The sequence below is a fragment of the Streptomyces zaomyceticus genome, assembly GCF_014656215.1.
Lineage (GTDB): Bacteria > Actinomycetota > Actinomycetes > Streptomycetales > Streptomycetaceae > Streptomyces > Streptomyces zaomyceticus.
On sequence record NZ_BNBZ01000040.1, the window covers coordinates 45,235 to 70,919 of the forward strand.

Genomic DNA, 25,685 nt, shown 5'->3' on the forward strand with positions numbered 1-25,685 from the left:
GTCACGGCTGTGTGATGAGCCTGTGCCCTGCCTGTGAGTGGGACTCCACCGGGGCCGCGGCGGGCAACACGACGGTGAAGACGGTCCGGCCCGGGGTGCTCTCGACGTCGACCTCGCCCCCGTGCGCGCACACGACCGCCCGGACGATGGCGAGCCCGAGGCCGGTGGATCCGGCGTTGCGGGAGCGGGAGGCGTCACCGCGTGCGAACCGTTCGAAGACGGCGGGCAGGAGCGCGGCCGGGATGCCGGGTCCGTTGTCCTCGATCTGCACGGTCGTCGCGTCCGGCCCGGTCCTGACCCGCGCGGTGACCGTGGTCCCCGGCGGGGTGTGCGTACGGGCGTTGGCGAGGAGATTGACGAGGACCTGCTGGAGCCGGGCGCCGTCCGCGCGTACCGGAGTGCCGCCGTCCTCGGGGAGTTCCAGGGTCCAGTGATGGCCGGGCCCAGCGGCTCTGGCGTCGCTCACGGCGTCCACGACGAGGGGGACGAGATCGGTGGGCTCGGACGAGAGCGGGCGCCCGGCGTCCAGCCGGGCGAGCAGCAGCAGGTCCTCCACCAGGCCCGTCATACGGGTCGCCTCGGACTCGATCCGGCCGAGCGCGTGCCGGGTGTCGGGCCCGCACTCCTCCCGGCCGCGCCGGGTCAGCTCCGCGTATCCCCGGATCGAGGCGAGCGGGGTGCGCAGCTCATGGCTGGCGTCGGCGACGAACTGCCGGACGCGGGTCTCGCTCTGCTGGCGGGCGTCGAGGGCCGAGTGGACGTGGTCGAGCATCCGGTTGATGGCCGCGCCGACCTGACCGACCTCGGTCCGTGGATCGGCCTCGGTGTCCGGCACCCGCTGATGGAGCGCCACCTCGCCGCTGTGCAGCGGCAGCCGGGCGACCTGCCGTGCGGTGACGGCGACCCGGCGCAGCGGCCGCAGGGCGACCCGGACGAGTACGGTTCCGGCGAGCGAGGCGGCGAAGAGCCCGGCGCCGGTGACGCTCAGCTCGACCAGGATCAGGGTGGAGAGGGCCTTGTCCACGGAGGCCAGCGGGATGCCGGTGAGGAAGGCGCCGTTGGTCCCGGAGGCGTACTCGATCCGGTACGAGCCGAGGCCGCCGGGGAGCTCGACGGTGTGCGGGTGCCCGTCACGCGGGACGGCCGCCAGGGCGGCGCGCTGGGCCTCGTCGAGCGTCTTGATCCGGAAGTTCGGCCGGTACACCCCGCTGTCCTCGGCCTCCGCCGAGTACCCGGCCACGGTGACCGCGCCGTCGGAGAGGACCGCGCCCAAGGTGCCGGTCGGAACGCTGGGCCCCACGACGAAGCCGAGCGGGTCCTTCCCGGCCCGGTCCGGTCCGGGCATGCCGACCATGTCGGCCGGCGGCCCGGCGGCCCGGTTCGAGACGGAACGGACCTCCTCGTCGGCCCGGTCGTACAGGTACGAGCGGAAGGCGATCGTCGTGACCGTGCCGATGACGGCCGCGACGACCGCGATCAGCGCGACCGCCGAGACGACGAGACGGGTCCGCAGCGACCACGGCCCCCGTACGCGCCGTGATCGCGTCCGTGAGCGTGACCGCCGCCCTGCACCTCGGAACACGGGCCGCTACTCCCCCGGCTTGATGAGGTAGCCGGCCCCGCGCCGGGTGTGGATCATCGGGGCGCGCCCGGCGTCGATCTTCCGCCGGAGGTACGAGATGTAGAGCTCGACGACATTGGCCTGGCCGCCGAAGTCGTACGACCAGACCCGGTCGAGGATCTGCGCCTTGCTGAGCACCCGTCGCGGATTGCGCATCAGATAGCGCAGCAGCTCGAACTCGGTCGCCGTGAGGTGGATCGACACCCCGCCCCGGGTGACCTCGTGACTGTCCTCGTCGAGAGTGAGGTCCCCGACGGCGAGCAGCGACTCGCTGCGCGCGAGGGCGGCGCCCGACCTGCGGATGAGTCCGCGCAGCCGGGCCACGACCTCCTCCAGGCTGAACGGCTTGGTGACGTAGTCGTCGCCGCCCGCCGTGAGCCCGGCGATCCGGTCCTCGACGGCGTCCTTCGCCGTCAGGAAGAGCACCGGGACGTCGGGCAGCTCGCGGCGGATCCGGCCGAGCAGGCTCAGCCCGTCGACGTCGGGCAGCATGATGTCGAGGATGACGGCGTCGGGCCGGAACTCCCGGGCGGAACGCAGGGCGGCGGCCCCGTCCCCGGCGCTCCGGACCTGCCAGCCCTCGTAGCGCAGGGCCATGGAGAGCAGCTCGGCGAGCGAGGCCTCGTCGTCGACGACGAGGACACGGACGGCGGTTCCGTCGGCACGGAGCAGGTCGGCGCGGGTGCCGGTACGGCGTGTGGTGACGGTCATGGACCCACGCTGTCGGCCGCCGCTGAGAGGCCTCTTTCCCTTTCCTGTGAATTCCCTGAGAAAGGGCTCAGAGGTCCCGGGAAGGTTTCACGTGAAACAACGCGGCACCGTTCTCGTACAGGACACGCCGGAGCCAGTCGTCCCCCAGCCCGAGACGTTCGAGGGCCTGGAGCTGGTGCAGATACGGATACGGGATGTTCGGGAAGTCGGAGCCGAGGAGGATCCGGTCGCCGATGTCCACGAGCCGCTTGAGCTCCGCCTCGGGGAAGGGCGCGAGCCGCTCGCTGAAGTCGGTGAAGGCCATGGTGGTGTCGAGGTGGACGCCCTCGTACCGCTGGGCGAGGTCGAGGAAGTCGCTGTACTCGGGCATCCCCATATGGGCGACGATCACCCGCAGCCGGGGATGACGGGCGAGGAGCCGCGCCATCGGCCCGGGGCCGGTGAAGGCGCCCGGAGTGGGCCCGGAGCCGCAGTGGACGACGACGGGGGTGCCGCTGTCGGCGAGGGTTCCCCACACGGCGTCCAGCCGGCCGTCGGTCGGGTCGAAGCCGCCGACCTGGAGGTGCACCTTGAAGACACGGGCACCGGCGTCGAGCGCCTCGCGGACGTACCGGTCGGCGCCCGGCTCGGGAAAGAAGGTCGAGGTGTGCAGACAGTCGGGGGTACGGGCGGCGAAGTCGGCGGCCCAGGAGTTCAGCCAGGCGGCCATGCCGGGCTTGTGGGGATAGAGCATGGCCGTGAAGGCGATCGCCCCGAAGCCCCTCAGCAGCGCGAGCCGGCGCTCCTCCTCCTCGCGGTAGGTGATGGGCCACTCCAGACCCGTCAGGGGACCGACGGCGTCGAAGTAGGCCCAGACCTTGTCGAGGACGTTCTGCGGCATGAAGTGGGTGTGCACATCGACGAGTCCGGGAATCCCGAGCCGGTCGAGCAGAGCCCGGATGTCGTCACTCTCGCTCAAAGCTGTAACTCCGCTCGACCTTGCCGATGTGGACGCTGTAGCTGTCGTACCAGTGCTCCCGCCCGCGCGCCTTGGCCGCCCGGTGCTCGCTGTCGAGGCGCCAGGCGTCGAGGGACTCCAGATCCCGGAAGTAGGCGATGCTGATCGCGATCCCGCCGGGGGTGCGGGCGGACTCGTAACCGAGGAAGCCGGGGATCCCGTCGACGATCTCGCGCATCCGGACGCCGGTCTCGGCATAGCCCTCGGAAGCCTCGGGGCTCTCGGTCCGGACGGAAGTGAACACAGCGGTGTAGTAGGGCGGTTCGATGTCCGCCACCAGCTTGGGGGTCATGTGATCACCCTCGCCGGGGCCGGGCGGCGATGTCCACGGCCGCAGGGGAAAGGGATCCAAGACTTTACGAAGCGACCGCCGCCCCTCAGAAGAGCTCCCCCTGGGTGCTCGGGTCGACGGCGGACACCGTGTGCGCGACCGGCACGGAGAAGGCCTCCCCCTCCCCGGCACCCTGGAGCACCCACCCGCCCATCAGCCGGGTGTCGAGGGCGAGACAACGCCCATCGGGATCGAGAAGGTGCAGGTCCGGGCCCGCGGCGGCGAGCAGACGCCCCGTGACGACACCCCCGTCGACCAGCTCGGACACCGTGCCGTCGAGCGGCGGCAGCCCGTCGAGACCGAAGGCCTCGGCGTGGTCGCGCGCGACGAACTCCAGCGGCTCCAGGGTCTCCGCCCAGCCACCGATCTCCCCCGCACGCCGGTGCAGTTCCTCCACCTCCCCGGCACGTGCCGAGGCCGACGGCAGCGCGTGCCGAGCGGCCCGCTTCCGCTCGTAGGCCACCCGGTCGGGCACCCCCAGCGCCTGCCGCAGCACCTCCTCGGTGCGCCGGGCGGCCATCAGCGGCCCCCGCCCGAGCCAGCTGAACGTGACGGCGCCCTGCTCCAGGAGCCGGGTCTCCTCCCGCGCCTCGGCGGTGATCCCCACCTTGGTCATGCCGGGCCCGAACCACGCCAGATACACGCGGTACGGCTGCGGGTCGTCCAGGAACGTGTCGGCGGCCACGGAGTGGGTCCGGTCGAGCCGCGCGCACTCCGGGCACCGCCCACCGGTGGCCCGGCCGGGCACGACCGCCTCCACCGGGCAGGGATTCCCCCGGGCGCCTGAACACCGCCGCGCTCCCACGGCCCGAAAGGCGAGCCGCCGGCCGTACACGAGCGTGCTGACCCTCCCGCCGCTCCATCCGAGCCCGGGCACACCACCGCTCCAGGTGATCCTCCGGCACCGCCACTCCACGCCCGCGCCTCCCTATGCTCCTCGGATGTCCAGTCTCCGGCACATCCGCTTCCAGTCCCCGACCCGGAGCCCCCGGGGCCACCACCCCGGGGTCTTCGGCCTGGCCAACGCGCTCGCCCGGGAGGGGCGGCTCTCCCCCGGGGAATGGGCGATCTGGCGCGCCTCGAACGACTGGTACGACGCTCATTTCCCGAACCCGTCGACGGTCGACCCGACGGTCTACGACCCTGAGGTGAACCCGGGCGCGGCCGCCTGGTTCCGCCCGACGGCGACCGAGGCACTGGCCCGGGTCGCCCCGTACCTGCGCATCCTGAGCGACCACGGGGTGCCCTGTGTACGGCTGGAGTCGGCGAACCCGGGCAGGATCGTCTACGCGGACGCCTACCAGGTGGTGGTCGCACCGCCCGTCCCGCCGGGCACCCCGCCGCCCGTCGTCCTTCCGGGGGCACGGCGGGCGGATCCGCCGACCGCTCAGGGCAGGACGTAGATCCGCGCCCCGTCCTCGTCGGGCTCGCCCACCTCCCGCATGCAGCCGCGGTCGAGGAGCAGGCGTACGCAGTCCCGGACCCGCTCGCGGGAGAGACCGGTGCGCCGGACGACGTCCTGGGTCCGGTAGCGGACACCGCCCCTGACCAGCCCGGGGGCGAGGCAGGTCGCGACCGTCCGCACGTCCCCGGTGATGGCCCAGGACTCGACGAGCTCCTGCGGGGTGAGCGCGACGGCGGCGCCGGTGCGCTGACGGGGCACGGCGAGCCGCTCAAGGGATTCGGCGACCCTTGAGAGACTCCGCCTGGTCTCGCGGAGCAGCTCCGCGTACTCGGTGTGCTCGGTGTACGCGGCGGCCCGCTCGTCGAACTGCCCCTCCAGGCGGACCAGGACGTCCACGAGCTCCGGGGGAAGGACGAACCCGGCGTGCACGGGCGAGGGTTCGAGCCCGTACCCGCCGTATCGCTGGATCGCCGCTATGACCTCGGCCGTCCACGTCCGGAAGGGCTCGGCCTCCGGCCTCCGGCACGCCCCGACGAGCTGGACAAGCCCCTGGAGGCTCACCATCCGTGTCGACGCCCTGATCCCGCTCCGGCCGAGGAACTCCTCGCCTCCGGCGAGCTCCCGGGCGGACGCCAGGCACGTCCCGGGCAGCGCCACCGTCCGCAGCGCCTCCCGTGTCCCCGCGTATCCCAGCCTCTTCGCCACGTCCACCACGGGGAACCAGTGGGTCCCGTCGGGCCCGGCCAGCCGCCGCAGGGGCGCACCGGTGGCGGCGCGCACCAAGTCATCGATGTCGATCGCGTCCATCGATCATCACCTCCGCTTCGCAAGCTAGGCCGAGGGCATATTCAACTGACATGCAAATCAGACAGGTTCACCCAAAAGGGGAAGGATTCCCGGGTATACCCCCCGAAATCCCTCCCCTACGACTACACCTGTCCCACACCTACGCCCCCGCCCCAGGCCCACGACGGGCCGGGCCGACGGCGAGGCCCGAGCCGTCGGCTACTTGGCGACGAACTGCGTCAGGATCGCCTGCACCTCGTAGATGTCGACGCCCTTGGTGAAGGTCTTCTGCACGGGCAGCTGGCTGCCGGAGATCCAGATCTTCAGCTCGGCGTCCAGGTCGAAGGTGCCGGCGGTCTCGACGGCGAAGTGCGTGATGCTCCGGTACGGGATCGAGTGGTACTCGACCTTCTTGCCGGTGATGCCCTGCTTGTCGACCAGCACGAGTCGCCGGTCGGTGAAGAAGATCGTGTCGCGGATCAGCAGGTACGCGGCGTGCACCTGCTCCCCCGGCCCGAGCAGCCGCGCGAAGTCCTGCTGCGCCTGCGCCGGATCAATCGCGTGCGCGTTCCCGAAGAGCGCCATGCCCCAACCCCCACATTCAAAGAGAAAAAACGATCATCCGACCTTAACCGCCCCCCATCCCCGAAGTCCCAGGACTTTCACACACAACGCCGCCCGGCCCTTCGGTCCGCCGCACCGCCCACCGGGCCGGGCCGGGCCCGTTCAGGGGATGAGTCCGCCGTTCACGGCACGGCGGTAGAGCCGTTGGTGCCACTCGCTGGAGTCCGGTCCGGGATCGGTGGCCAGGACGGGGTGCGGGCCGCTCTCGATGAGGGCGTCTGCACTTCGGATCTCATGAACGAAATGATCGGCTGCCACCACGGCCACGCCCAAGGCACGCCGGCGCACAAAAAAGAGACAGGCACCGCGACCGGCGAACCGTCCGGCGCGACGGAAAGAACGAGACGAACGCAAGAGGCCCGGACTCTCGTCCGGGCCTCTTGTCTATGTGCACTCGGCAGGATTCGAACCTGCAACCTTCTGATCCGTAGCTCTGGCGGGATCGGTCAGTGATGGCCATACCGGCCGCTCTGAAGCCTCGGAGAGGGGCTATCGGACGGGGGCGGTTGCTGGGGTTGCGGTACGGAGCTGCTGTACGCCCTCATCCTGCTCGGCACGCTCCAAAGCCGTGATGGCCTTGCGCCGCCATCTCACGACAGCACCCGCGACAGACCCCCATCAACAGCGTTGCCACAGGTACGCCCAACACGAGGGCAACGGCCAGATCGCCGACCGATTCCATGCGTCTGCCTACCTCCCCCGGAAAATCCCGAACGCTTCCTACAGATCCGTCCAGACGTGTGGCTCCAAGTACGCATGCCAGCCTCGAAAGAACCAGTCCGCCAAGTCCGTCAACCGCTCGATGCAGGACGCGTAGTAGTCCTCAGGCTCTGGCCTCGGGAAGTTGGGGTGGGCGGTCCACGAGGGAACCTCGGTCGCTACCTGGTAGTACCCCTCTGCCAGCCACCGCGGAAGGTGCTCAGCATCCTTCAGGTGTTCGCACACTGCGCGCATGGCCCTCTCCAGCCTGGAGAATGCCTCTCGATCCCAGACGAGATCGCATCGCAGTCCCAGCAGGAAACTCCCGGGTTCGGAATGGAACTCATGCTCCAGGGTCTTCAAGGCCAAATCCATGCTCGGCATCGTGCCAGCTCCCTCTGCGGTGGCACTGGCTGCTAGAGATTGATGGGGACCTCGTAGACGATCTCGCACAGCGCTGCCGGCACGACGATGTCCGCCGTCTCGACGGGCTGCCCCTGATCGCTGTAGTAGGTCCGCCGGATGTGCGTGACGAGAGCGCCCTTCTGGATACCCAGGAGCGACGCCTCCTCGGCAGACGCCTGCCGCGGCTCCGGCTGCTCCACCGCGCGGCTGACCGTGATTCCGATCTCCGCCATGCGGCGCACGACGCCCATCCCCGCGTACGGCCCGCCCTCGGGCAGAACCGCAAGCGTGCCGGACGTGATGCTGTACGGCTCCCAACTCGTCGACACAAGCACGGGCTTGCCGTCGGCCAAGTACTCGTACGACGTGCGCACGCAGTAGTCCGCCTCAGGAATGTCCAGACGCGCGGCGATGTCTACCGGGGCCGGCACCATCGCTTCGCTGCGGCTCTCCCAAGTCCCCTTCTTGCCGAGCGCAGCCATCTCCGCGCGGAACAGCGAGCCATCGGTGTGCTCCTGCTGCCGCGAGCGAACCATGCGCAGCCGCTCCCGCGGCTCCGCGACGTAGGTTCCGGAGCCCGCCCGCCCTTCCAGAAAACCCTGCGCGATGAGCGTCTCTTGGGCCCGCCGGATGACGGCCTCGCCCACTCCGCACTCCTGCGCCAGCTGCGCACGGGACGGCAGCCGGTCTCCCGGCGTCCATTCCTGATCGGCGATGCGCTGTCGTAGCACGTCAGCGATGTGGAGGTACGGCGGCTGCTCACGCATATGGAAAACCTAGACCACTACCTCTAATCTAGATAACTAGCTTGCTCTTAGCTATCTAGCTTGCGGAGGGGGTCAGGTGCAGCAGAGGGAGGGCCTCGCGTTATCCCCCGAGAGTCGCGTCGACCGCATGACCACCCGACTCGCCGCCCTGGGCGTCACTTCCGCCGTGACGCGCACCAAGGGCTGGATCCACGTGGAGGGGCACGTCCCACACCTCCTCGCTCCCGAGCAATGGCAAGAGCTCCTCGCAACGCTGGCGGTGGCCGACTCATTCGGACTCGTCGACAGCAGCGCGGACGGCCGCAGCGTCTGGGCCGGAGTCAACGACAAAGCCCCCGCGACGGTGGACGCCGTCCGGGGGCACGGCCATCAGCCCTGAGGAGCTGATCAGCATGTTCAACCGTATCCGCGGCGCTCTCAGCCGCACCAGAGCACAGCACCGGAGAACGAAGAGCCGGCGCCTCGCGCACCCCGCAATTCCGCCCCGCCCTACGGTGATTCATCTCGGCCGAGCGGTCCAACGGCTCGGCGCATGGAACTGGGACGTCCTGGACGGGGAGGAAACGGCACTCGTCCGCCCGTACGTGGTGGCGGCCGAGGAGCAGGCGAGGCGCACGATGGCAGGCACGGCCACGCCTGTGGGCATCGGCTGCTGGGCGCCGACGGAGGTCACACCATGACGCCCCGCCGCACGCGAGTGCCGAACGACCGGGCTTCGGCCCCGTACCGCTCCAACACGTGCCGCATCGGCTCCCACCACGAGTGCGAGCACGCGAGCCCTGCCGTGGCGCCTGTGGACATCCCGGTGATCTTCGAGTCCTGCACCTGCTCGTGCCACCGCACGACTTCACCGACGGGCGGTAACCGATGAGCGCTTGGGTACCCAGCAGTGCCATGGCCGCCTCGATCGAAATCACGGCCGCCACCGTCCAGCGCGGCGACGTCATCCAGATAGGCGGCCAGCCGTGCCGCGTCGCCGACCTCTTCCACATGCCCGGCGGGGCCAAGCGACTCCACTTCGAATCGGGCGAACTCCTGACCCTGCACGCCCGAAGCCGACTCATCGCCCTCCGGATGCAGAGGGTGGGTGATCAGCGCCGTGGCTTCGCGCCGACACGTCATCGCCGATGACCTCAGGGCCCAGATCTCGACAGGCCACATCAAAGCCGGCGACCGCCTCCCTTCGGAAGCCCAGCTCGCCGCCCGCTACACGGTCAGCACGCCAACCCTGCGTAACGCGCTGGCGCTGCTCCAGGCCGAAGGGCTTGTGGAAAAAGTCCACGGCAAGGGCAACTTCGTCCGCCACCCTCTCCGCAGGATCACGTACATCGGCGGCGGCCTCACACGGGCGAACGCAGCTCTGCACGTCACCATCCGCACCACCAAGCTGAGGGCGCACGGACACCTGGCCACCTTGCTGCGGGTACCGGCAGGCAGCCCCCTGACCGAGTTCCTCTGCCTGAGTCACGACGGAAAGTCGCCACACAGCCTGACCCGCGTCTACATCCCCCGCGACCTGGCGTCGGCCGACGTACCCGGCGAGTCGACTGGGCCCGAGGAGCTGGCAACGCTGCTGGCCAAGCCCAGCCCGCCACTTGCCGAAGTGCAGGAGAGAGTCTGCGCCCGCCTCCCGACGCCCATGGAAGCGACAACGCTCCGGATCAGCTCGACCCTCGCCGTCCTGGAAGTCACCCGCGTGGCGACCGACAACGCCGGCCACATCGTCGAGGCGGCGTTCCTGATCCTTCCGGGCGACCGCGCCGACGCGGTCTTCACCACCCACCCCACAACCAAAGAGAGGACGGCAGAAGGATGACGCCCCACAACGAGCTCCGACTCCTCCCGTGGTCGAGCCCGGATGGCAAGCCCTGCTACCTGAGCACCGACAGCAACGACGGCCCCGTGTCCCGCCTGGCCGACACCACCGAAGCCGCCCAACTCGAAGCCGGGCAAGAGCTCCTGGAGCACGCCATGGAGGTCATGGCCGACGCGGAGTCGGATCCGGCAGAACTCCGCGTCCTGGCAAGGGATCTCACGGAAACCTTGCGAGACACGCTCCGCGTGGCCGTGAGCCGCGGCCACCGCCTCCCTACTCTGCCCTCCGCCGTGCCCGGAGAAGAAGACGCGGCCCCTCGGCTGCCCGCGGCGGCCTTCGGTTAGCAGCCACGTACCGTCAAACAGGTCGAAGCCCCGGGCCAGAGTCCGGGGCTTCACTGCTGGTTTCCTACAGGCGGTTAGTTTCCAGTCAGTAGCCCACACCTCTGCGGTCTGAGCCCATAGACTCCCGTCATGTTGGCCCGCCTCCCATCACGCTATGAAGACCTCGATCCAGCCTTCCGTGGACGACTTCGTCCTGACAGGCAACTGCTAGAACAGGTGCAGCGCGCCCACGCGAGCATGCAGATCACCGGCGGCATCCGTTTCCTACCCATCTTTGGGCGAAGTGGATCCGGGAAGAGTTCGGCGGCCCGAGAGCTTGCCACGCATCTTCCTGAGTGCAAGGTCGTTGAACTGTCACGTGCTGCAATCGCGTCCGAGGCTGCGCTCCTAGAGGAGTTGCGTGATGTCGACGGATACCGCGACAAAACCAAATTGATAATCGCCGTCGTGGATCAATTCGAGGAGCGAGTAGCCGAAAAGACAGCACTGCCTTCTCAGTTTGTAGAACGACTGAGCCTCCTCGACAGAGGAGAACTCCGGCAAAGGCCGGTCCTTTTCATCTGGCTGACAACAAGCCTGGAGTTTCAGGCTGACCTCGCCAAGGCTACTTCGCGAAACGAGAGAATTCTACTAAGTTCGAACTTCGAACTCTCAGGGCCACCGCGGGAGGATTGGGCAGAAATCCTCGAAGAGACCTTCGCGTTCCACAACAAGAATCAGCCGCTGGCCGACTTCGAAGTGCTTACCACCGACGTTAACGAGATTGCAGATCGAGCTGCCACGATCGGCGCTTCCATTGAGTTCGTGGCTGAAAGGCTGGCCTCGTACACCACAAAGCTGCACGACATCTCACGCTACCAGGTGGTGATGTTGTGGCCCGTTACGGACGGTCTCCGAATCACCCGGGTTGCCGGCTTCACGAATGCCCGGGATGGCTACAAGCTGGACTGGAATGCGTTCTATCGAGAGCTGAACGAGGACGACCGCCAAACCCTGCCCTTGTCAGAGTTGAATAGGGCTCGCTTGTACTTTGATGTGCGACTGGTACCTATCGCCGCAGCGGACCTTCACCCTCTGTGCCGTGACCTCGATCAACCTAATGTGACACCGAGTCGTTCCTACCTTGAGCGCTTCGAAAAGTCCCATTTCGCTTCTATCGTCGGAGAGAACTGGGATCCCTCTACGTACAGCCCCCTTCGCGAGCGTGAATCCGAAAGAGCCACGAATGCCCGGACATGGTACGAGAGTGTCACCACTAAGCCGACTCAACTGGGCACTCGAATCGCATTGTGTCTCCGCGCACTCGGATTTGAAGCGCAGCCCGAACAGGAGATCAAGACGCCTAGCAGTAGAGTCAGGGCAGACATCCTGGTACAGCGTCCGGAAAGTCAGCAAGATTCTGTCATCGTGGAATTGAAGGCGTACTCGACGGAAAACACGAGGCCTTCATCCATTAAGGATGCAATCCGCGTAACCCTAAAGCGGCACGCGCAGTTGGCCGGATTCTTGGCACGCCAGTAGGTTTCACAACAAAGGCCCCATAATTTCTGGAGTGGGGCACTTAATGGATCTGCCAGGCAAGCACGCTGTCGGGCCGCGCTCTACTGAAGAAGTGAGGGGCGTGGGTCTTCGACCTACACCCCTTCTTCGCGATCTAACCCTGCCCTGCCGAGCAGGCCCCAGGTTGTCAGCGTTCACCACGGCCCAGCACTGGCCCAGCGCAGACTACTTCGCTCGGGCCGATCTGAGGCCGATGGTGAGCTGGGGCAGCGCCGCCTTAGATGCTGAGCCGGAAGTCTTCGATCTTCTGGCGAATTAGTTCTGCGGGATCTGTTCCAGCCTTTTTGTCGCTAAGCATCTGCTGCACATCTGCATCGCTCAGCACGATGATCAATTTTTCGTACAGAACCCACTGCTCACGCAAGGTATACAAGAGCCGCGGGTCTGGCTCTGGGCGAGTAAAGATGAGCGCGAAGAGTCCCACGCCACTACGTTGCAGATAGTTGGCAATCTGCAGGATCTCTTCCTTCTTGATCGACTCTTTATAGTTCTTCGCGTCGATTACCACATAGTCTGCCTGGTAACGAGTGCGCAGATACTGCCATAGCCCATCGGGGGCATAGTTCGGGAGGATTATGTCCCGTCTATTCACATCGCTGAAGTTTCGTCGTTCCCAAAGCGTTTTCGATAGGGGAGGACAGAAAAGGAACTCGGCAATCTCTTGACAGAGTTTCTGATAATTATGCCAATCTGGGCCTGGCGCGATGCCCGAAAGGCGAGCTAGTAGCTCGTCGGAGCGGTGTTCCACTGGCTCGCTCGGAGTCGACTCAGGATCCCCCAAGAATTGGGCGGCCTGGCTCTGCCGTCCGACCTTCGCCGCGTTCTTGGCCAGCCACTGGCGATCCCAAACCTCGATTCCGGCGGCAGCGAATACGTTGAAAGTATCCTTGGATAGGTTCGCCGGAGTTGCGAGGATCATTCGGGATGATCGCCCTGTTCTCCGCTTCACGACGCCACTCATGGCGGTGAGTTGTTCGATCGTTACTCGGACACGATGACTGGTCTGGGGTCCGGGAATCTTGCATTCAACTAGATGCAGCCCTGCGGCATTCGAGAACTCAATGTCGGCCCCGGCGTCTGATGCGCGCATTTCTTCTTCAGGGGTCACGTTTCCGAGTTTCAGATCGCCGATAATCGATCGGATCAAGTCTTCAAATTCCAGCGCTGGACGCAGGCTTCGATAGCGCATTGTTCCCTCCCGGTATTATCGATACTGATAGTGTGCCGTAGCGCGTTGGGTTTTATGGGCAGTTAGCCAAACTTGGTCTCGAATCAAGGTCATCGACCCGCTAGTTTGCCCGCCACTCGCCCCTTACTCCCATCCCGTCTGCCGTCGACCCACACACCGTGGAGCAGGCGCGGTGCCGGGCGTCCAGGTGGAGCGCGCCACTGTACGAACGACCTGGACGCCCGGTGCCGTGTCTGCTCGGCTCTGCCTGGGTCGACGGCAGACGGGATGGGGGTCCCCGCCACCACACCCCACCGGCCGGCACCCGCAGACTGGCCCCGCCATCCCGGAGCCTGAGCGCCCCCGCCGGAGGCATCGTCTTGAGCCGCACTCGCGTACCGCCCCCGGTCACGGCGTGGGTTCGCCACCCATCAACCCGAGCTGTCAGGCGTGCGGCCGGCGGCCGGGCTGGAGCGGGGCGGAGACAGGAGCGCAGGCCCGGGCGACGGGCCGCGCGCGCCGCGCCGTGCGCGGCGGGTGCCTTGATGAAGTAGAGAAAGTCTTACCGCGCTAGTGCTGCGATGCCGCGTGAGCCTCGGCGTTCAAGGCGATGCGCTGGGACAGGTCGTCCAAGGAGCACTCGATCTGGGCGTCAGGGAGCGGCTTGAAGTCCGTGATCTCCGGTGCTGTCTCAACGTAGTTGGAGGGGTTGATGCTCCAACCCTCTACCCCGCTCCATCCAGCGCTCATCTCTGCATCGCGCCCGTCTGCGGATGTTACGCGTAGCCATGCCGTGCACTGGTCCGAGAAGTCGTAGGGCAGGTAGGCAGTGCCGCCCTTACCCCTCAGCTCGTCTACCTGATCCCGCCATTGCTCCAGCAGGCGCGCCAAGTCCGCTCCGAGGGTTGGTGATGCTGTGGGGGAGTCGTCGATCGCGAAGTAGTACGAGTCACAGGTGTGGCTGTAAGCCCCGAGGCGCAAGCAGAGGTCATCGTGGTCGCCTCTCATGTCCAGGCGTTCGAAACTGAGAGGGACTGTGGTCGTCACCCGTGCTCCCGGTAGTGAGTGCTGCCGGTCAGGCGGCGGCCGTCGTGGCTGCGGACGTGGGGGCCGTTTCCGTCCAGGGCGTCCAGGAGGCGGATCGCATAGACCTCGGCCATGCGCTCCTCGACCTCGGCCGGCGTCAGCCAGTCGACCGCGGTCGACTCGTCCGAGGTTCTCTCGGTGCCGCCGGAGGGCTTGCAGCGGAAGACCAGGGCCACGATGCCTCGCGTCGTGTTCTTGTAGACGCCCGTCAGCTCGTCCACCTCGACGTGGATGCCCGTCTCCTCCAGGACCTCGCGGGCTACGCCCGCTTCAGGCGCCTCGGTGAGTTCGAGGACTCCGCCCGGGAGCTCCCATGTGCCGTTGTCCGCTCGGCGGATGGCCAGGAGGCGGCCGTCTTCGCGCACTACCGCTCCGGCCACGGACACGGAATGCAGCGGCGTTGACTTTGTTCCCGCGCTCCCACTACTCATGTACAGGAGCATATGAGAGTGGGTAGGACTGTGGGAACTCCAGCAGGAGCTGGCAGGGCCGTGCCTCGGTACGTGCAGATCGCGGACGAGATCGTCCAGCAGATCCGGTCTGGCGTCCTCAAGGCCGGCGACATGGTTCCGAGTGAGTCGGAGCTCGTCGAGCGGTACGGGGTTGCTGGGGGGACTATTCGGAAGGCCATGGTCGAGGTTCGGGCCAGCGGGCTCGTCGAGACCCGGCACGGCAAGGGTTCGATCGTGAAGGATCGGCCTCCCGTACGGCTTCGGTCTTCGGATCGCTTCCGCGCTTCTCATCGGCGGGGCGGTAAGGCCGCCTACCTCGCCGAGTCCGAGCAGTCCGGCGCCACGGCCAAGGTGAGCGTTCTCTACATCGGGCCCATGGAGGCGCCGGCGGACATCGCCGAACGGCTCGGTGTCGAGGTGGGGACGCAGGTGCTTGCCCGGCGGCGGCTGTACTTCCGGAACGGGACGCCCGTCGAGACCGCCTCGTCGTACCTGCCGTGGGACGCGGTGAAGGACATCCCCGAGCTGTTCGCCGAGAACCCTGGCCCTGGTGGCATCTACGCCCGGCTCGAAGACCACGGCCACGCCTTCGCCGAGTTCGTGGAGACCCTTCAGGCTCGGCCGGCCGCGAAGGCGGAAGCCTCGGAGCTGGCTCTCAGCCCTGGTGCCCCCGTGGTGCACCTGCTCCGGGACGCCGTGACGAAGAAGGGACGGGTCGTGGAGGTCTGCGACACGCTCATGGCCGCTGACCAGTTCGTCTTCCAGTACCGGATCCCTGCGACCGACTGACGCTCGCTCAACTCCCCTCAGCCCGCTGCAGTTTCTTTCCGCGGCGGGTTGACTCATGTACAGGAGTGGTGCACTCTTCTTCATGTCACTCCTATACAGGAGTGAATGAGTCCAACCTCTATAGAGGAGTGATCCACTGTGCGTCAGATCCCCGTCGACACCTCCGCCGCGATGGTGATGGTGGCCCAGCCGCCGGCCCCGAAGATTGCCAACCGCCAGACCGGCGAGATCGCCACCGACCGGGACACCGGTGCCCCGCTGATGACGGTCGACGTCATGTTCGTCATGGACGGCAATGCCGAGATCCTCAACCTGACCGTGCCCAAGACCGGCATCTCCGAGGAGCTGTCCATGGGCACCCCGGTCGCCCTGACCGGCGTCGTCGCCCGGCCGTGGGAAAACGAGTTCAACGGCCAGAAGCGCCACGGCATCAGCTTCCGCGCCGTCGCGGTCACCTCGCTCGCCGCCGCGAAGGTCGGCTGACCCATGACCGCCTTAACGGTCACCCTCGCTCTGGTCGCCACGGCCGCACTGCTGCTGCGGTGGCAGCGTCCGGCCTGGTACTGGATGAGCTTCGGCGTCGTCTTCGCCGTGGTGCGGATCCTCGCCCGGTATGCGTCGGTCATGGACGCATGTGGGCTGACCGTCCCGCCCTCGCGCTGGCGTCTAGCGGTGGCCCGGATGACCGGCCGGCCCATCCCCGACTCGCGGGCACCCCGGATCCTGCGGCTGCGGCCGACACGTACCGGGCTCGCACTGCGGGTGAAGCTGCGACCCGGGCAGGACGCGTTCGACTTCTCCGCCGCCTCGGACCGGCTCCGGCACTCGTTCGTCATGCAGAACGTCACCGCCCGGGAGATCCGCTCCGGTGTCGTCGAACTGCGGATGACCGGGTACGACGTCCTCAAGCGGGTGCAGATGCCCGCGGCTGCCCGTGGTGGGGTGATGCGGGTTCCGGTCGCCATGCGGGAGGACGGGGAGGTCTATTACCGCGACTACCGCCAGACCCCGCACGCGCTGAACGTCGGTGCCACACAGTCAGGGAAGTCCGTCTACCAGCGCAATCTTGTTGCCGCGCTCGCTCCGCTGGACGTCGCCTTGGTCGGGATCGACTGCAAGCAGGGCGTTGAACTTGCCCCGCTTGCTAGGCGGTTCACTGCCCTGGCTGACAACCCTGACGCTGCCGCCGATCTCCTCGACGCGCTCGTCGAGCACATGGACGAGGTCTACCAACTGATTCGCCGCGAGCAGAGATTGAGTGCAGACCTGCCGGATGCGGAGATCACCGCCGACATCTGGGACCTGCCCGACCACCTGCGGCCGACCCCGATCGTGCTCCTGGTCGACGAGGTCGCCGAGCTCGCGCTCTACGCCACGAAGGAGGAAGAGAAGCGCCGCGACCGGATCATCACCTCCCTCGTCCGGCTCGCCCAGCTCGGCCGCGCCGCCGGTATCTACCTGGAGATCTGCGGGCAGCGCTTCGGATCCGAGCTCGGCAAGGGCATCACCATGCTCCGTGCCCAGCTCACCGGCCGGACCGCTCACCGCGTCAACGACGAGACTTCCGCCAACATGGCCTTCGGCGACATCGCCCCGGACGCCGTCCTCGCCACGGTCCAGATCCGTACCGACCGGCCCGGTACGGCTGTCGCCGGTGACTCCTCTGGCGGGTGGGTCCGTATCCGTACTCCCCTCCTCACGCTCCGGCGGGCCGTGAACATCACGAACTCCCACGCCCACCGCACGCCCGAGATCCCCGCGCTGGCCGCCTTCCGGCCCGTCCTGCCGCCCCTGGTCAAAGCCGCGGCGCCCTCGACCGTCACGGCTCCCGCGATCGCCTGAATCCCCTCGCTCCACGGCGGCGTGACCGCATCACGCCAGGTCCCTACCCCGCCCATGCCCGAAACCGGAAGGAGGACCCCCGATGCGTCCCATCCGCCGACCGGACGCCGTCCTCGTACAAGCCGTGATCGCCGGCGCCCTGTCCTTCGCTCACCTCCACGACCTGGCTGCGGCTGCCGGACAGTCCGGTTGGAAGCCTTGGGCCTACCCGGTCTCCGTGGATCTCTTGCTCGTCGCCGCCTGGCATCGGCTGCGGACCTCGCGGGCCGCCGGTGAGCCTGCCCGCTCGGCCTGGACGTGGTTCATGGTCGCCCTGGCCGCGTCCCTCGGTGCGAACGTCGCCACCGCCGGTCTCCTCGACCTCGACCACGTTCCCGCCTGGCTGCGCATCCTCGTTGCGGGCTGGCCCGCTCTCGCGTTTCTCGGCGGCACGCTGCTTGTCCACTCACCTGGGCACTCGGTGGCACCAGTCGAACCCGACACGGCCACCGAACAGCCCCCGGCCGTGGAAGCCGTCATCGAACGGGATGACGTAGCCGAGCCTGAGCCGGAAATCGACGCCGCACCGGCCCTCCCTTCCCCGGAACTGGAGCCGGTCCCGGAACCCGCACCGGAGCCCGAACCGGCTCCCGTCTCCGTACCGCCGGCGCTCATCGCTCACGCCCGGAAGGTCGCCGACGACTACCGCGCCCGCACCGGCTACCCGATCGACGCGGACACCCTCCGCGCTCGCCTCGGCGTCCCGCCCCTGATGGCCAACGCCATCGCCGCCCAACTCGCCTGAAAAGGACATCGACCATGCGCGATTCGACCCGGCACGCCTTGGAGCGCGCCGCAGAGCTGACCCGGAACAACCGCCTGGTGGACGCCATGGCCACCGCCGAGCCGGTGATCACCGCCGCCGACGAGTTCGAGTCGGCCGAGATCCGTCAGTGGCTCATCGACCACGCCGACGACTTCACCCGGGAGGTCTGAGCGATGGCCGCTCGCGACCACTTCCACTCCGTGATGCGGATCGGCCCGGTGCAGATCGGCACCCGCCGCGACCGTCACGGCCGCACCAAGTACGCCGCGGTGTGCACGGCCGACGGCTGCGGCTGGTCCGCCGAGTACTCCAGCTCCTCGGCCGCCCAGCTCGCCGCCCGCACCCATCGCTGCAAGCCCCGCTGACCTCGAAGGAGACCCGTGTCATGGACGTCCCGCTCTGGCTCGCCCTGATCGTCGTCGGCGGTCTCGGTATCAAGCTCATCCGCCCGCCCTGGTGGCTCGTCGCCGTGATCCTCCTCGGCGGCTTCCTCCTCGCCGACAGCGTCCTCGCCCCGCTCATCGACAACACGATCAACAGGTAGGGAGAACCGTCATGTTCCAGCCGCGCATCCCGGTCAACCCGCTCCCGACCGGCATCGTCACCCCGCTCGTCCAGCCGACCTTCACCGCCGACATCGCGCCCCACCAAACGGCCGCCCCGGTGGTCTGCAACCACCACCACGCCCCGGCACCCGTTCCGGTCCCGGCGCCGTCCTCCGTCGCCCGCCTCACCCCGGCCGGCCTGGCCGTTGTCGTCGCCGGCGGTGCCGGAGCCGTCCTGGTCGTCGGCACGGTCCTGGTTTCCATGCTGCTCGCCGTCGCCGTCACCGCCGCTTCGGTCGCCGTGTGCGCCGTCGTCCTGCGCTCGCTCCTCAACGGCCAGCACCGGCGCCGCTAATCGGGCTTCCGGGCGGCTCAACCGCCAAGTCTCCGCCGCCCGGAAGCCCCGCCCCTACCCAGCTCGCAGAACCAGAAGGAAGCTCTCCATGATGACCGTCCCAGCCGCCTCGTCGGCGGGGTTCGACACCGCCACCCTGGGCGACATGCTCCGGGTGGCCGGGTCCCCCGGCTTCGACCGCTGGAAGGAGCAGATCCACCGCACCGGCGGCTGCTCCCACCCCATCCACCTCCAGGGCTGGACCCTCACCCGGGACAAGACCACCGGCGAGACCCTCCACCGCTACTCCACCGACACCGAACCGGGCTCCCGGCTCCGGATCGCCTGCGGCAACCGCCGGGCCTCCCGCTGCCCCGCCTGCGCCTGGACCTACGCGGGCGACACATTCCACCTCATCCGCGCCGGCCTCGCCGGAGACAACGCCCGGGACATCCCCGCCACCGTCCGCGAGCACCCCCGCGTCTTCCTCACCCTCACCGCCCCGTCCTTCGGGCCGGTCCACAACCGTCCCGGCACCCGGCCCTGCCGCTGCGGCGTCCGCCACGCCGAGGATGACGCCGTCCTCGGCACGCCGCTCGCCCCCGAGTCGTACGACTACGCCGCTGCCGTCCTCTTCAACAACCACTCCGGGCAGCTCTGGCAGCGATTCACGAACCGCCTCCGCCGGGAGATCGCCGCCACGGTCGGCCTCTCTCAGCGGGAGCTGAAGGCAGTCGCCCGGATCTCCTACGGGAAGGTCGCCGAGTTCCAGAAGCGCGGCGCCGTCCACTTCCACGCCGTCGTCCGCATCGACGGCCCGGACGGTCCCGACTCCCCGCCGCCGTCGTGGGCGACCACCGAGCACCTCACCGACGCCATCCACGCCGCCGCCATCCATGCGTACACGACCATCGCTGTCCCCGCCGCCGGCGATCACCCCGCCCGCCGCCTCCGCTGGGGTACCCAGCTCGACATCCGGCCCGTCAAGGCATTCGGTGACGGCTCCGACATCACCGAACAGGCCGTCGCCTCCTACATCGCCAAGTACGCGACCAAAGCGGCGGAGACGACCGGCAGCCTCGACCGCCGCGTCGGCAACCGTGAGGCCCTGGTCCTCCTCGGCGTCCCCGACCACACCCGCCGCCTCGTCGAAGCCTGCTTCGACCTCGACCCGCTGTACCCGGATCGCCGCCTCCTCGCCTGGGCCCACATGCTCGGCTTCCGGGGCCACTTCTCCACCAAGTCCCGCCAGTACTCCACCACCCTCGGCGAACTCCGCCAGACCCGCGCCGACTACCGCGCCGCCCAGGAACGCACCGCCCGCGGCCTGGACGACATCGAGCCGGACACCGTCCTCGTCCTCACCTCCTGGTCCTACGTCGGCCAGGGCCACTCCCCCGGCGAGGCCGCCCTCGCCGCCTCGATCGCCCGGGACATCGCGCTCAACCGCGAGACCGCTCGCGAGGCACTACGCGACCACCTCACCCCGGAAGGAACGGAAGCATGACCACGACCGTGATTCAGCCCAAGTGGCACACGACCGCCGAGGTCGCCGCCCTGCTCGGCTTCGGGCTGTCCAAGACCAAGATGCTCCTGCTCACCGGAGAGATCCGCTCGGTGAAGGTCGGCCGCAACCGCCGCGTCCTCCCCGCCTGGGTCGACGAGTACATCGAGCGCGTCGCCGCCAGCGCCGAGGAGTGGGCCGCATGAGTGGAAAGCGCGGGAACGGCGAAGGCTCCATCTACCCGTACAAGAACGGCTACGCCGCCTACGTCTGGGTCACCAAGCCGGACGGCAAGCGGGCCCGGAAGTACGCCTACGGCAAGACCCGGGAGGAGGTCCACGACAAGTGGCTCAAGCTCCACGCCGAGGCGAAGAAGGGGCCCGTGGCCACCCGACACCGCATCCTCTCCGCGTTCCTCTCCTACTGGCTCGACTCGATCGTGAAGCCCAACCTCGCCCCGCTCTCCTACGTCTCGTACGAGGGATACGTCCGGCTCTACATCGCCCCGCACCTCGGTACGAAGCGGCTCGACAAACTGACCGTGCGGGACGTCCGGGAGTGGCTGACCAAGCTCGCGACCATCTGCCAGTGCTGCGCGCAGGGGAAGGACGCCAAGCGGGAGCCGGGCCGACGGAAGTGCTGCGCCGCCGGGGAGTGCTGCGAGGCGTACCCGTCCCGTCGGGTCGTCCAGGGCGCCCGTGACGCCCTCCGGGCCGCGCTCACGCACGCCGTGACCGAGGAAGAGATCGGGAAGAACGTCGCCTCCCTCGTGAAGGTCCCCAAGCCCCGCCGGCGCCGGATCAAGCCGTGGTCCGTCACCGAAGCGGGTCAGTTCCTCGCAGACGCGGCCGACCGGGACGATCACCTCTTCGCCGCCTGGATGCTCGTGCTGTGCCTCGGGCTCCGCCGCGGTGAGGTCCTGGGGCTCACTTGGGAGTCGATCGACTTCGAGACCGGCGAGCTGTACGTGGATCACCAGATCCAGCGCGCCGGGCGTCAGCTCCTCCACCGGGAGACCAAGACGGAGGAGTCGGACGACTTCCTTCCCCTCCCCGCCGTTTGCCTCAAGGCGCTCCGGATGCGGCGTGGTCAGCAGACCGGGGACCGGAAGGCAGCCAGCGAACTGTGGCAGGACACCCGCGGGCTCGTCTTTACGACGAAGTACGGCACGCCCATCGAGCCAGGGAATCTGACCCGGATGTTCGCCCTGCGGGCCCGTCGCGCCGGCGTGCGCGTGATCCCGCTCCGCAACACCCGCCACACGTGCAGCTCGCTCCTGGTCGCTCTCAAGGTCCACCCGAAGGTGGCGCAGCGGATCCTTCGGCACTCGCAGATCGCCATGACGATGGAGGTCTACGCCGAGGCGAGCGAAGAGGAAGTGCGGACCGCGATCGGCAAGCTGTCCGATGCCATGGGCGGTACCGCCACCGGCTGATAGCGATCAGCGCGGTTGCTGTACTTCGCTGCTGTACGACCAGGAAACGCAAGAGGCCCCGGATCTCTCCGGGGCCTCTCACCTGTGTGCACTCGGCAGGATTCGAACCTGCAACCTTCTGATCCGTAGTCAGATGCTCTATCCGTTAAGCTACGAGTGCTTGTTCTTTTGTCTTGCCTCCGCTCCCCGGTCTTTCGACCCGCTCGCGGCGACAGACAGAACATTACATGACTGCCGCCGCCATGTGAAATCCGATTGCCCCACCCCTTGTGACCTGCGAAAACGCCGCTCAGGCGGTGGATGGCGAGGCCGACGGGGCAGCTGTCGAGCGGGCCGGGAACGGCCGAAGCCCCGGCCTGTGGGGCCGGGGCTTCGGTAGGGGCGGAGGCGGAGGGATTTGAACCCTCGATGGGCTTTAAGACCCAAACCGCATTAGCAGTGCGGCGCCATAGACCGGACTAGGCGACGCCTCCATGCACCTCGCGCATACGCGGGTGGTGCGTGCAGATGATGACACAGGCGAACCGGCTGTCACCAATCGATTCTCACCGTACTAGGCCTCCGGGGTCGAGAGCAAAGCCCCACGGCATCCTTCGTGCCACCCGCCGAAGCCGCACGGTTCCTTCGTGCCGGCCGCCGGGACGACTCCGCGACTCCTCGACTCCCCGGGCGGCGGCCACCGGTACGCCCACGCCCCCTTCGGAGTCGCGCGGGCCGGTACGACTCCACGACCTCCTCGAAGTCGGCCGCCGGGACGCCCCGCGACCTCCCCGGAGTCGCTCCGTCCCCGTCCGGCGCACCCCGCTTGCGCAACGCCCCGGCGCCCGGAGCGTTAGAGGGGGCGGGCACACCGTGCACCCGCGCCCGTCGCACTCCCCCCGCTCCTGGAGATCCGTATGCTGCGCCGCCTCCTCCTCGCCTCCCTCGCCACCGCCTCCGCCGGGGCCGCCGGGCTCGGTCCGCTGCCGCCACTGCCCCTGCTCACGCCGCCCGACACCCTGACCGTCACCGTCGCCGAGAACGGCAATCCGCGCGCCAACGGCACCTTCGAGCTGAACTGTGACGACCGGACCGAAGGGAACCACCCGGCGCGTGAGAACGCCTGCAAGCGCCTTGACCAGCTCGCGGAGACGGGCACGGACCCGTTCGCGCCCGTGCCCGCCGACCGGCTCTGTACGCAGGTCTACGGCGGGCCCGCCGTCGCGCACATCACCGGCACCTGGCAGGGCCGCACGGTCGACGCCCGCTTCTCCCGGGCCGACGGCTGCGAGATCGACCGCTGGGAAAACCTGGAGCCGGTCCTTCCCCTTGTCAGGGCATGAGGCAGGGTTGCCCCTCGACGGCTCCCTTAGACTCCCCTCAGTGACAGGCCGCGGCCCGAGGGGCAAGATGGGACCGGCCGGCCGATAGGGCGAGCACGTGCAGTGCGTCTGGGAGGAAGCGTCGTCGTGAGCAGCAGGCCATCCCGAGGCGCTGCTCGCCTCGCAGCCATACTCGATGCCCTCCCCGACGGGCTCGTGCTCGTCAACTGCAACGGCACGGTCGTCAACGCCAACACGATCGCCCTCGGCATGTTCGAGACTCCGGGCACCGCACTCGTCGGGCGCGGGCTCCTCGACCTCCTGCCGAGCTTCGACTCCCGGCTCATCCCGGGTTCGATGCGCCGCCCCGAAGGCACCGACGAGCGCGGCCGCACCAAGCCGGCCCGGATGATCGCCCGCCGCACCGACGGCAGCGAATTCGCCGTCGAGGTCACCAGCGCCAGCCTGGAGGACGGCCGCGAGGCCTACGACTCGTACGGCGGCTACACCGGCGACGAGCTGCTCATGCTGGTCGTACGGGACCTCACCGGCACTCTCGACACCGAGGCCGAACTCGCCCGCTCGCAGCGCCAGACCGAGATGATCCTGCGCGCCGCGGCCGAGGGCGTCGTCGGCACGGACACCGACGGCCGGGTCGTCCTGGTCAACCCCGCCGCCGCGCAGATCCTCGGCTACCGCGCCGGCGAACTCGGCGGGCAGGAGCTCCACCCGCTGATCCTCGCGAAGCGGCCCGACGGCGAACCCTTCCCGTACGAGGAGTCGCCGCTCGCCGACACCCTCAAGTCCGGCCGCAAGCACCGCGTCCGCGGGCAGGTCCTCTGGGCGAAGAAGGGCGACCGGGTGCCGGTCGACCTGACGACCGCCCCGGTCCGCGACGGCGACCAGCTCGTCGGCGCGGTCATGACCTTCACCGACCGCAGGCCGTACGAGCAGCTCGTCGAGGAGCACACCGCCGAACTCGCCGACCGCGCCGAGCGGAACGCCGCGGAGCGGGAGGCGCAGCAGGAGCGGTACGCCTCCCTCGCCGCCCGGCACGAGCAGCTGACGGCCGTCCTCGCCGAGTCGCTGCGCGGCCCCCTGGAGGAGCTGCGCAGCCAGCTGGGCACCCTCGCCGCCGACGACGCCGGACAGCTGTGGCCCGAGGCCAACCAGGTCCTGCACCACCTCGCCGCCGGATACGCCCGGATGACGACGCTCGTCGACAACGTCCTGGGCTACCAGCTCCTGGACGCGGGCACGGAGAAGCTCGACAAGCACGTCGCGCTGCTCGACGGAGTCGTCACGGCAGGCATCGACGGGGCCGTCGAGCTGATCGGGCCCGGCCGCGCCCAGTTCGCCGTCCACGCGCCGCCCATCGAGGCCGAGGTCGACGCGGCCCGGCTCGCGACGGCGCTCGCGCACCTCGTCGCGGACGTCGCGGGCGTCGACGCGACCGGCAAGAACCGGGCCGCGGCCCAGGGCTCCGTACAGGCCGACTCCACGATCGTCGTCGCCGCCGCACAGCGGGGTGATGTCGTACGGATCGAGGTCCGCGGGCCGTACGCGGGCGGCGACCCGGTCCACGGGCCGGTCGTCCGCGGGATCGTGGCGGCGCACGGCGGAGTCGTCCAGACCCACGAGGTGCCGGGGACGAGCGGCGGCGCGTACGTCCTCGAGGTCCCGCTCGGTGCCGGGCGGGGCACGGTCCCCGCGCCGGAGGCGAGGCCGGACGGTCCGACCGCGGGGCCGGTCGACGGCTCGGCCGGCGGGCCGGGGGCCGGACCGGGCAGTGGTCCGGCCGATGGACCGGGGACCGGCACCGGCAGTGGTGCGGCCGGTGGGCCCGGCAGCGGTGGGCGGGAGGCTCTCGCGCTGCCCGCGCAGGCGTCCGCGCCGATGACCCCGCCGCCCGCCGACTCCCCCGAGACCTCCGGCGGAGGACGGCGCCGGGCCCGGCGCGGCTCCACGGACGCCTTCCTGGAGAGCGCGGTCGCCCCCGAGGGCGGCACGGAGCCCGGAGGCCGCGCGGAGCCCAGTGGCCGCCGCCGTGCCCGTACGGGAGACGCCTCCGGCGGACCCGCCGAGCTGATCCCGGCCCAGCAGAACGCCGCCGTCGACGTGGTCGTCGCCCCGGGTGCCCCGGATTCGTCGGGCGCGCCCGTTGCCTCCGTCGTCGAGCCGACCGGGCGTCGGCGCGGGCGGCCTGCCGAGGGGTCCGTGGTGACCGCCGCCGAGGGCGCGCAGGGACGGGCCGCGCTCGGCGCCGCCGTGCCGCCGCAGGGTGTCGCCGTCGAGCCCTCGGGCGCTCCCGCGCCGGCCCGCGCCCTGCGGGACGCCGCCGCCGCCGAGGCCGCCCTC

Annotated in this window: 31 protein-coding genes and 2 tRNA genes; 19 read left to right on the forward strand and 14 right to left on the reverse strand. The window is 69.0% G+C overall.

Translation table 11 applies throughout. The features are described from left to right. Position 1 precedes the first annotated feature (1 nt). The 5 genes from IE311_RS32790 to IE311_RS32810 form a co-directional block, all read right to left on the reverse strand. Complete coding sequence (locus IE311_RS32790) at positions 2-1,582, reverse strand: sensor histidine kinase (protein ID WP_189835516.1); 1,581 nt, start codon at positions 1,580-1,582, stop codon at positions 2-4. 6 nt (positions 1,583-1,588) lie between these two features. Continuing rightward, a complete protein-coding gene (locus IE311_RS32795) occupies positions 1,589-2,332 on the reverse strand; it encodes a response regulator transcription factor (RefSeq protein ID WP_229902314.1) in 744 nt (247 codons plus the stop codon). Positions 2,333-2,399: 67 nt separating this feature from the next. Then, complete coding sequence (locus IE311_RS32800) at positions 2,400-3,290, reverse strand: amidohydrolase family protein (RefSeq protein WP_189835517.1); 891 nt, start codon at positions 3,288-3,290, stop codon at positions 2,400-2,402. Next, entirely contained in the window at positions 3,277-3,621 is a 345-nt protein-coding gene (locus IE311_RS32805) for an antibiotic biosynthesis monooxygenase family protein (protein ID WP_189835518.1), read from the reverse strand. Before IE311_RS32805 ends, IE311_RS32800 begins: the two co-directional genes overlap by 14 nt. A gap of 85 nt (positions 3,622-3,706) precedes the next feature. Beyond that, on the reverse strand, positions 3,707-4,576 hold the full coding sequence (locus IE311_RS32810; protein ID WP_229902315.1) for a DUF2797 domain-containing protein: 870 nt from the start codon (positions 4,574-4,576) through the stop codon (positions 3,707-3,709). A 25-nt stretch (positions 4,577-4,601) separates the two neighbouring features. On the opposite strand from IE311_RS32810, the gene IE311_RS32815 reads away from it, so the two are divergent. Then, positions 4,602-5,063, forward strand: coding sequence for a hypothetical protein (locus IE311_RS32815; RefSeq protein ID WP_229902316.1), 462 nt, complete (start codon positions 4,602-4,604; stop codon positions 5,061-5,063). Here the strand turns inward: IE311_RS32815 and IE311_RS32820 are convergent. The 4 genes from IE311_RS32820 to IE311_RS32835 form a co-directional block, all read right to left on the reverse strand. Beyond that, positions 5,048-5,872 carry a BRO-N domain-containing protein gene (locus IE311_RS32820; RefSeq protein WP_189835520.1) on the reverse strand — a complete coding sequence of 275 codons (825 nt, stop codon included), beginning with the start codon at positions 5,870-5,872 and terminating at the stop codon, positions 5,048-5,050. The genes IE311_RS32815 and IE311_RS32820 overlap by 16 nt on opposite strands. Positions 5,873-6,070: 198 nt before the next feature. Beyond that, positions 6,071-6,436 carry a PH domain-containing protein gene (locus tag IE311_RS32825; RefSeq protein WP_030204774.1) on the reverse strand — a complete coding sequence of 122 codons (366 nt, stop codon included), beginning with the start codon at positions 6,434-6,436 and terminating at the stop codon, positions 6,071-6,073. Positions 6,437-7,195: 759 nt separating this feature from the next. Then, entirely contained in the window at positions 7,196-7,558 is a 363-nt protein-coding gene (locus tag IE311_RS32830) for a hypothetical protein (protein WP_229902317.1), read from the reverse strand. A 32-nt stretch (positions 7,559-7,590) separates the two neighbouring features. Continuing rightward, the gene (locus IE311_RS32835) at positions 7,591-8,346 is read right to left on the reverse strand and encodes a GntR family transcriptional regulator (RefSeq protein WP_189835521.1); all 756 of its coding nucleotides are present in this window, start codon (positions 8,344-8,346) and stop codon (positions 7,591-7,593) included. A gap of 127 nt (positions 8,347-8,473) precedes the next feature. On the opposite strand from IE311_RS32835, the gene IE311_RS32840 reads away from it, so the two are divergent. From IE311_RS32840 to IE311_RS32860, 5 genes are all read left to right on the forward strand, one after another. Then, on the forward strand, positions 8,474-8,725 hold the full coding sequence (locus IE311_RS32840) for a hypothetical protein (RefSeq protein WP_189835522.1): 252 nt from the start codon (positions 8,474-8,476) through the stop codon (positions 8,723-8,725). A gap of 488 nt (positions 8,726-9,213) precedes the next feature. After that, positions 9,214-9,477, forward strand: a complete 264-nt coding sequence (locus tag IE311_RS37405) for a hypothetical protein (protein ID WP_229902318.1) — start codon at positions 9,214-9,216, stop codon at positions 9,475-9,477. Continuing rightward, complete coding sequence (locus tag IE311_RS32850) at positions 9,434-10,162, forward strand: GntR family transcriptional regulator (RefSeq protein ID WP_229902319.1); 729 nt, start codon at positions 9,434-9,436, stop codon at positions 10,160-10,162. The genes IE311_RS37405 and IE311_RS32850 overlap by 44 nt, the downstream gene beginning before the upstream one ends. Next, positions 10,159-10,506, forward strand: a complete 348-nt coding sequence (locus IE311_RS32855) for a hypothetical protein (RefSeq protein ID WP_189835524.1) — start codon at positions 10,159-10,161, stop codon at positions 10,504-10,506. The genes IE311_RS32850 and IE311_RS32855 overlap by 4 nt, the downstream gene beginning before the upstream one ends. Before the next feature lie 129 nt (positions 10,507-10,635). Next, positions 10,636-12,027: an ATP-binding protein gene (locus IE311_RS32860; RefSeq protein WP_189835525.1), complete on the forward strand. Its 1,392-nt coding sequence runs from the start codon at positions 10,636-10,638 to the stop codon at positions 12,025-12,027. A 256-nt stretch (positions 12,028-12,283) separates the two neighbouring features. On the opposite strand, the gene IE311_RS32865 is transcribed toward IE311_RS32860, so the two are convergent. From IE311_RS32865 to IE311_RS32875, 3 genes are all read right to left on the reverse strand, one after another. Beyond that, entirely contained in the window at positions 12,284-13,255 is a 972-nt protein-coding gene (locus IE311_RS32865) for a hypothetical protein (protein WP_189835526.1), read from the reverse strand. Between the two features lie 549 nt (positions 13,256-13,804). Beyond that, positions 13,805-14,281, reverse strand: coding sequence for a hypothetical protein (locus IE311_RS32870; RefSeq protein WP_189835527.1), 477 nt, complete (start codon positions 14,279-14,281; stop codon positions 13,805-13,807). After that, on the reverse strand, positions 14,278-14,763 hold the full coding sequence (locus IE311_RS32875) for an NUDIX hydrolase (RefSeq protein WP_189835528.1): 486 nt from the start codon (positions 14,761-14,763) through the stop codon (positions 14,278-14,280). Before IE311_RS32875 ends, IE311_RS32870 begins: the two co-directional genes overlap by 4 nt. Between IE311_RS32875 and IE311_RS32880 the strand changes: the two genes are divergently transcribed. From IE311_RS32880 to IE311_RS32930, 11 genes are all read left to right on the forward strand, one after another. Continuing rightward, the gene (locus IE311_RS32880) at positions 14,764-15,561 is read left to right on the forward strand and encodes a GntR family transcriptional regulator (protein WP_189835529.1); all 798 of its coding nucleotides are present in this window, start codon (positions 14,764-14,766) and stop codon (positions 15,559-15,561) included. Positions 15,562-15,699: 138 nt separating this feature from the next. Then, complete coding sequence (locus IE311_RS32885; RefSeq protein WP_030688073.1) at positions 15,700-16,044, forward strand: SCO3933 family regulatory protein; 345 nt, start codon at positions 15,700-15,702, stop codon at positions 16,042-16,044. A 3-nt stretch (positions 16,045-16,047) separates the two neighbouring features. After that, positions 16,048-17,403 (forward strand): FtsK/SpoIIIE domain-containing protein, encoded by a 1,356-nt coding sequence (locus IE311_RS32890; RefSeq protein WP_189835530.1) that lies wholly within the window; start codon positions 16,048-16,050, stop codon positions 17,401-17,403. Positions 17,404-17,485: 82 nt separating this feature from the next. Further along, positions 17,486-18,187, forward strand: a complete 702-nt coding sequence (locus tag IE311_RS32895; protein ID WP_189835531.1) for a DUF2637 domain-containing protein — start codon at positions 17,486-17,488, stop codon at positions 18,185-18,187. A 14-nt stretch (positions 18,188-18,201) separates the two neighbouring features. After that, complete coding sequence (locus tag IE311_RS32900) at positions 18,202-18,378, forward strand: hypothetical protein (protein WP_189835532.1); 177 nt, start codon at positions 18,202-18,204, stop codon at positions 18,376-18,378. A 3-nt stretch (positions 18,379-18,381) separates the two neighbouring features. After that, positions 18,382-18,573: a mobile element transfer protein gene (locus tag IE311_RS32905; protein WP_189835533.1), complete on the forward strand. Its 192-nt coding sequence runs from the start codon at positions 18,382-18,384 to the stop codon at positions 18,571-18,573. 20 nt (positions 18,574-18,593) lie between these two features. Beyond that, positions 18,594-18,752 carry a hypothetical protein gene (locus IE311_RS32910; protein ID WP_189835534.1) on the forward strand — a complete coding sequence of 53 codons (159 nt, stop codon included), beginning with the start codon at positions 18,594-18,596 and terminating at the stop codon, positions 18,750-18,752. An 11-nt stretch (positions 18,753-18,763) separates the two neighbouring features. Further along, positions 18,764-19,108, forward strand: a complete 345-nt coding sequence (locus IE311_RS32915) for a SpdD-like protein (RefSeq protein ID WP_189835535.1) — start codon at positions 18,764-18,766, stop codon at positions 19,106-19,108. Positions 19,109-19,196: 88 nt separating this feature from the next. Further along, complete coding sequence (repSA, locus tag IE311_RS32920; protein WP_189835536.1) at positions 19,197-20,594, forward strand: replication initiator protein RepSA; 1,398 nt, start codon at positions 19,197-19,199, stop codon at positions 20,592-20,594. Next, positions 20,591-20,797: an excisionase family DNA-binding protein gene (locus IE311_RS32925; protein ID WP_189835537.1), complete on the forward strand. Its 207-nt coding sequence runs from the start codon at positions 20,591-20,593 to the stop codon at positions 20,795-20,797. Before repSA ends, IE311_RS32925 begins: the two co-directional genes overlap by 4 nt. Beyond that, positions 20,794-22,026, forward strand: a complete 1,233-nt coding sequence (locus IE311_RS32930) for a site-specific integrase (RefSeq protein ID WP_457853431.1) — start codon at positions 20,794-20,796, stop codon at positions 22,024-22,026. Before IE311_RS32925 ends, IE311_RS32930 begins: the two co-directional genes overlap by 4 nt. Positions 22,027-22,113: 87 nt before the next feature. Here the strand turns inward: IE311_RS32930 and IE311_RS32935 are convergent. Then, positions 22,114-22,186: transfer RNA gene (locus IE311_RS32935), tRNA-Arg, on the reverse strand. Positions 22,187-22,408: 222 nt separating this feature from the next. Next, positions 22,409-22,499: transfer RNA gene (locus IE311_RS32940), tRNA-Ser, on the reverse strand. A 423-nt stretch (positions 22,500-22,922) separates the two neighbouring features. On the opposite strand from IE311_RS32940, the gene IE311_RS32945 reads away from it, so the two are divergent. Continuing rightward, on the forward strand, positions 22,923-23,348 hold the full coding sequence (locus IE311_RS32945) for an SSI family serine proteinase inhibitor (protein ID WP_189835539.1): 426 nt from the start codon (positions 22,923-22,925) through the stop codon (positions 23,346-23,348). 126 nt (positions 23,349-23,474) lie between these two features. Continuing rightward, the coding region (locus IE311_RS32950) for a PAS domain-containing protein (RefSeq protein WP_189835540.1) at positions 23,475-25,685 on the forward strand (2,211 nt) is incomplete at its 3' end.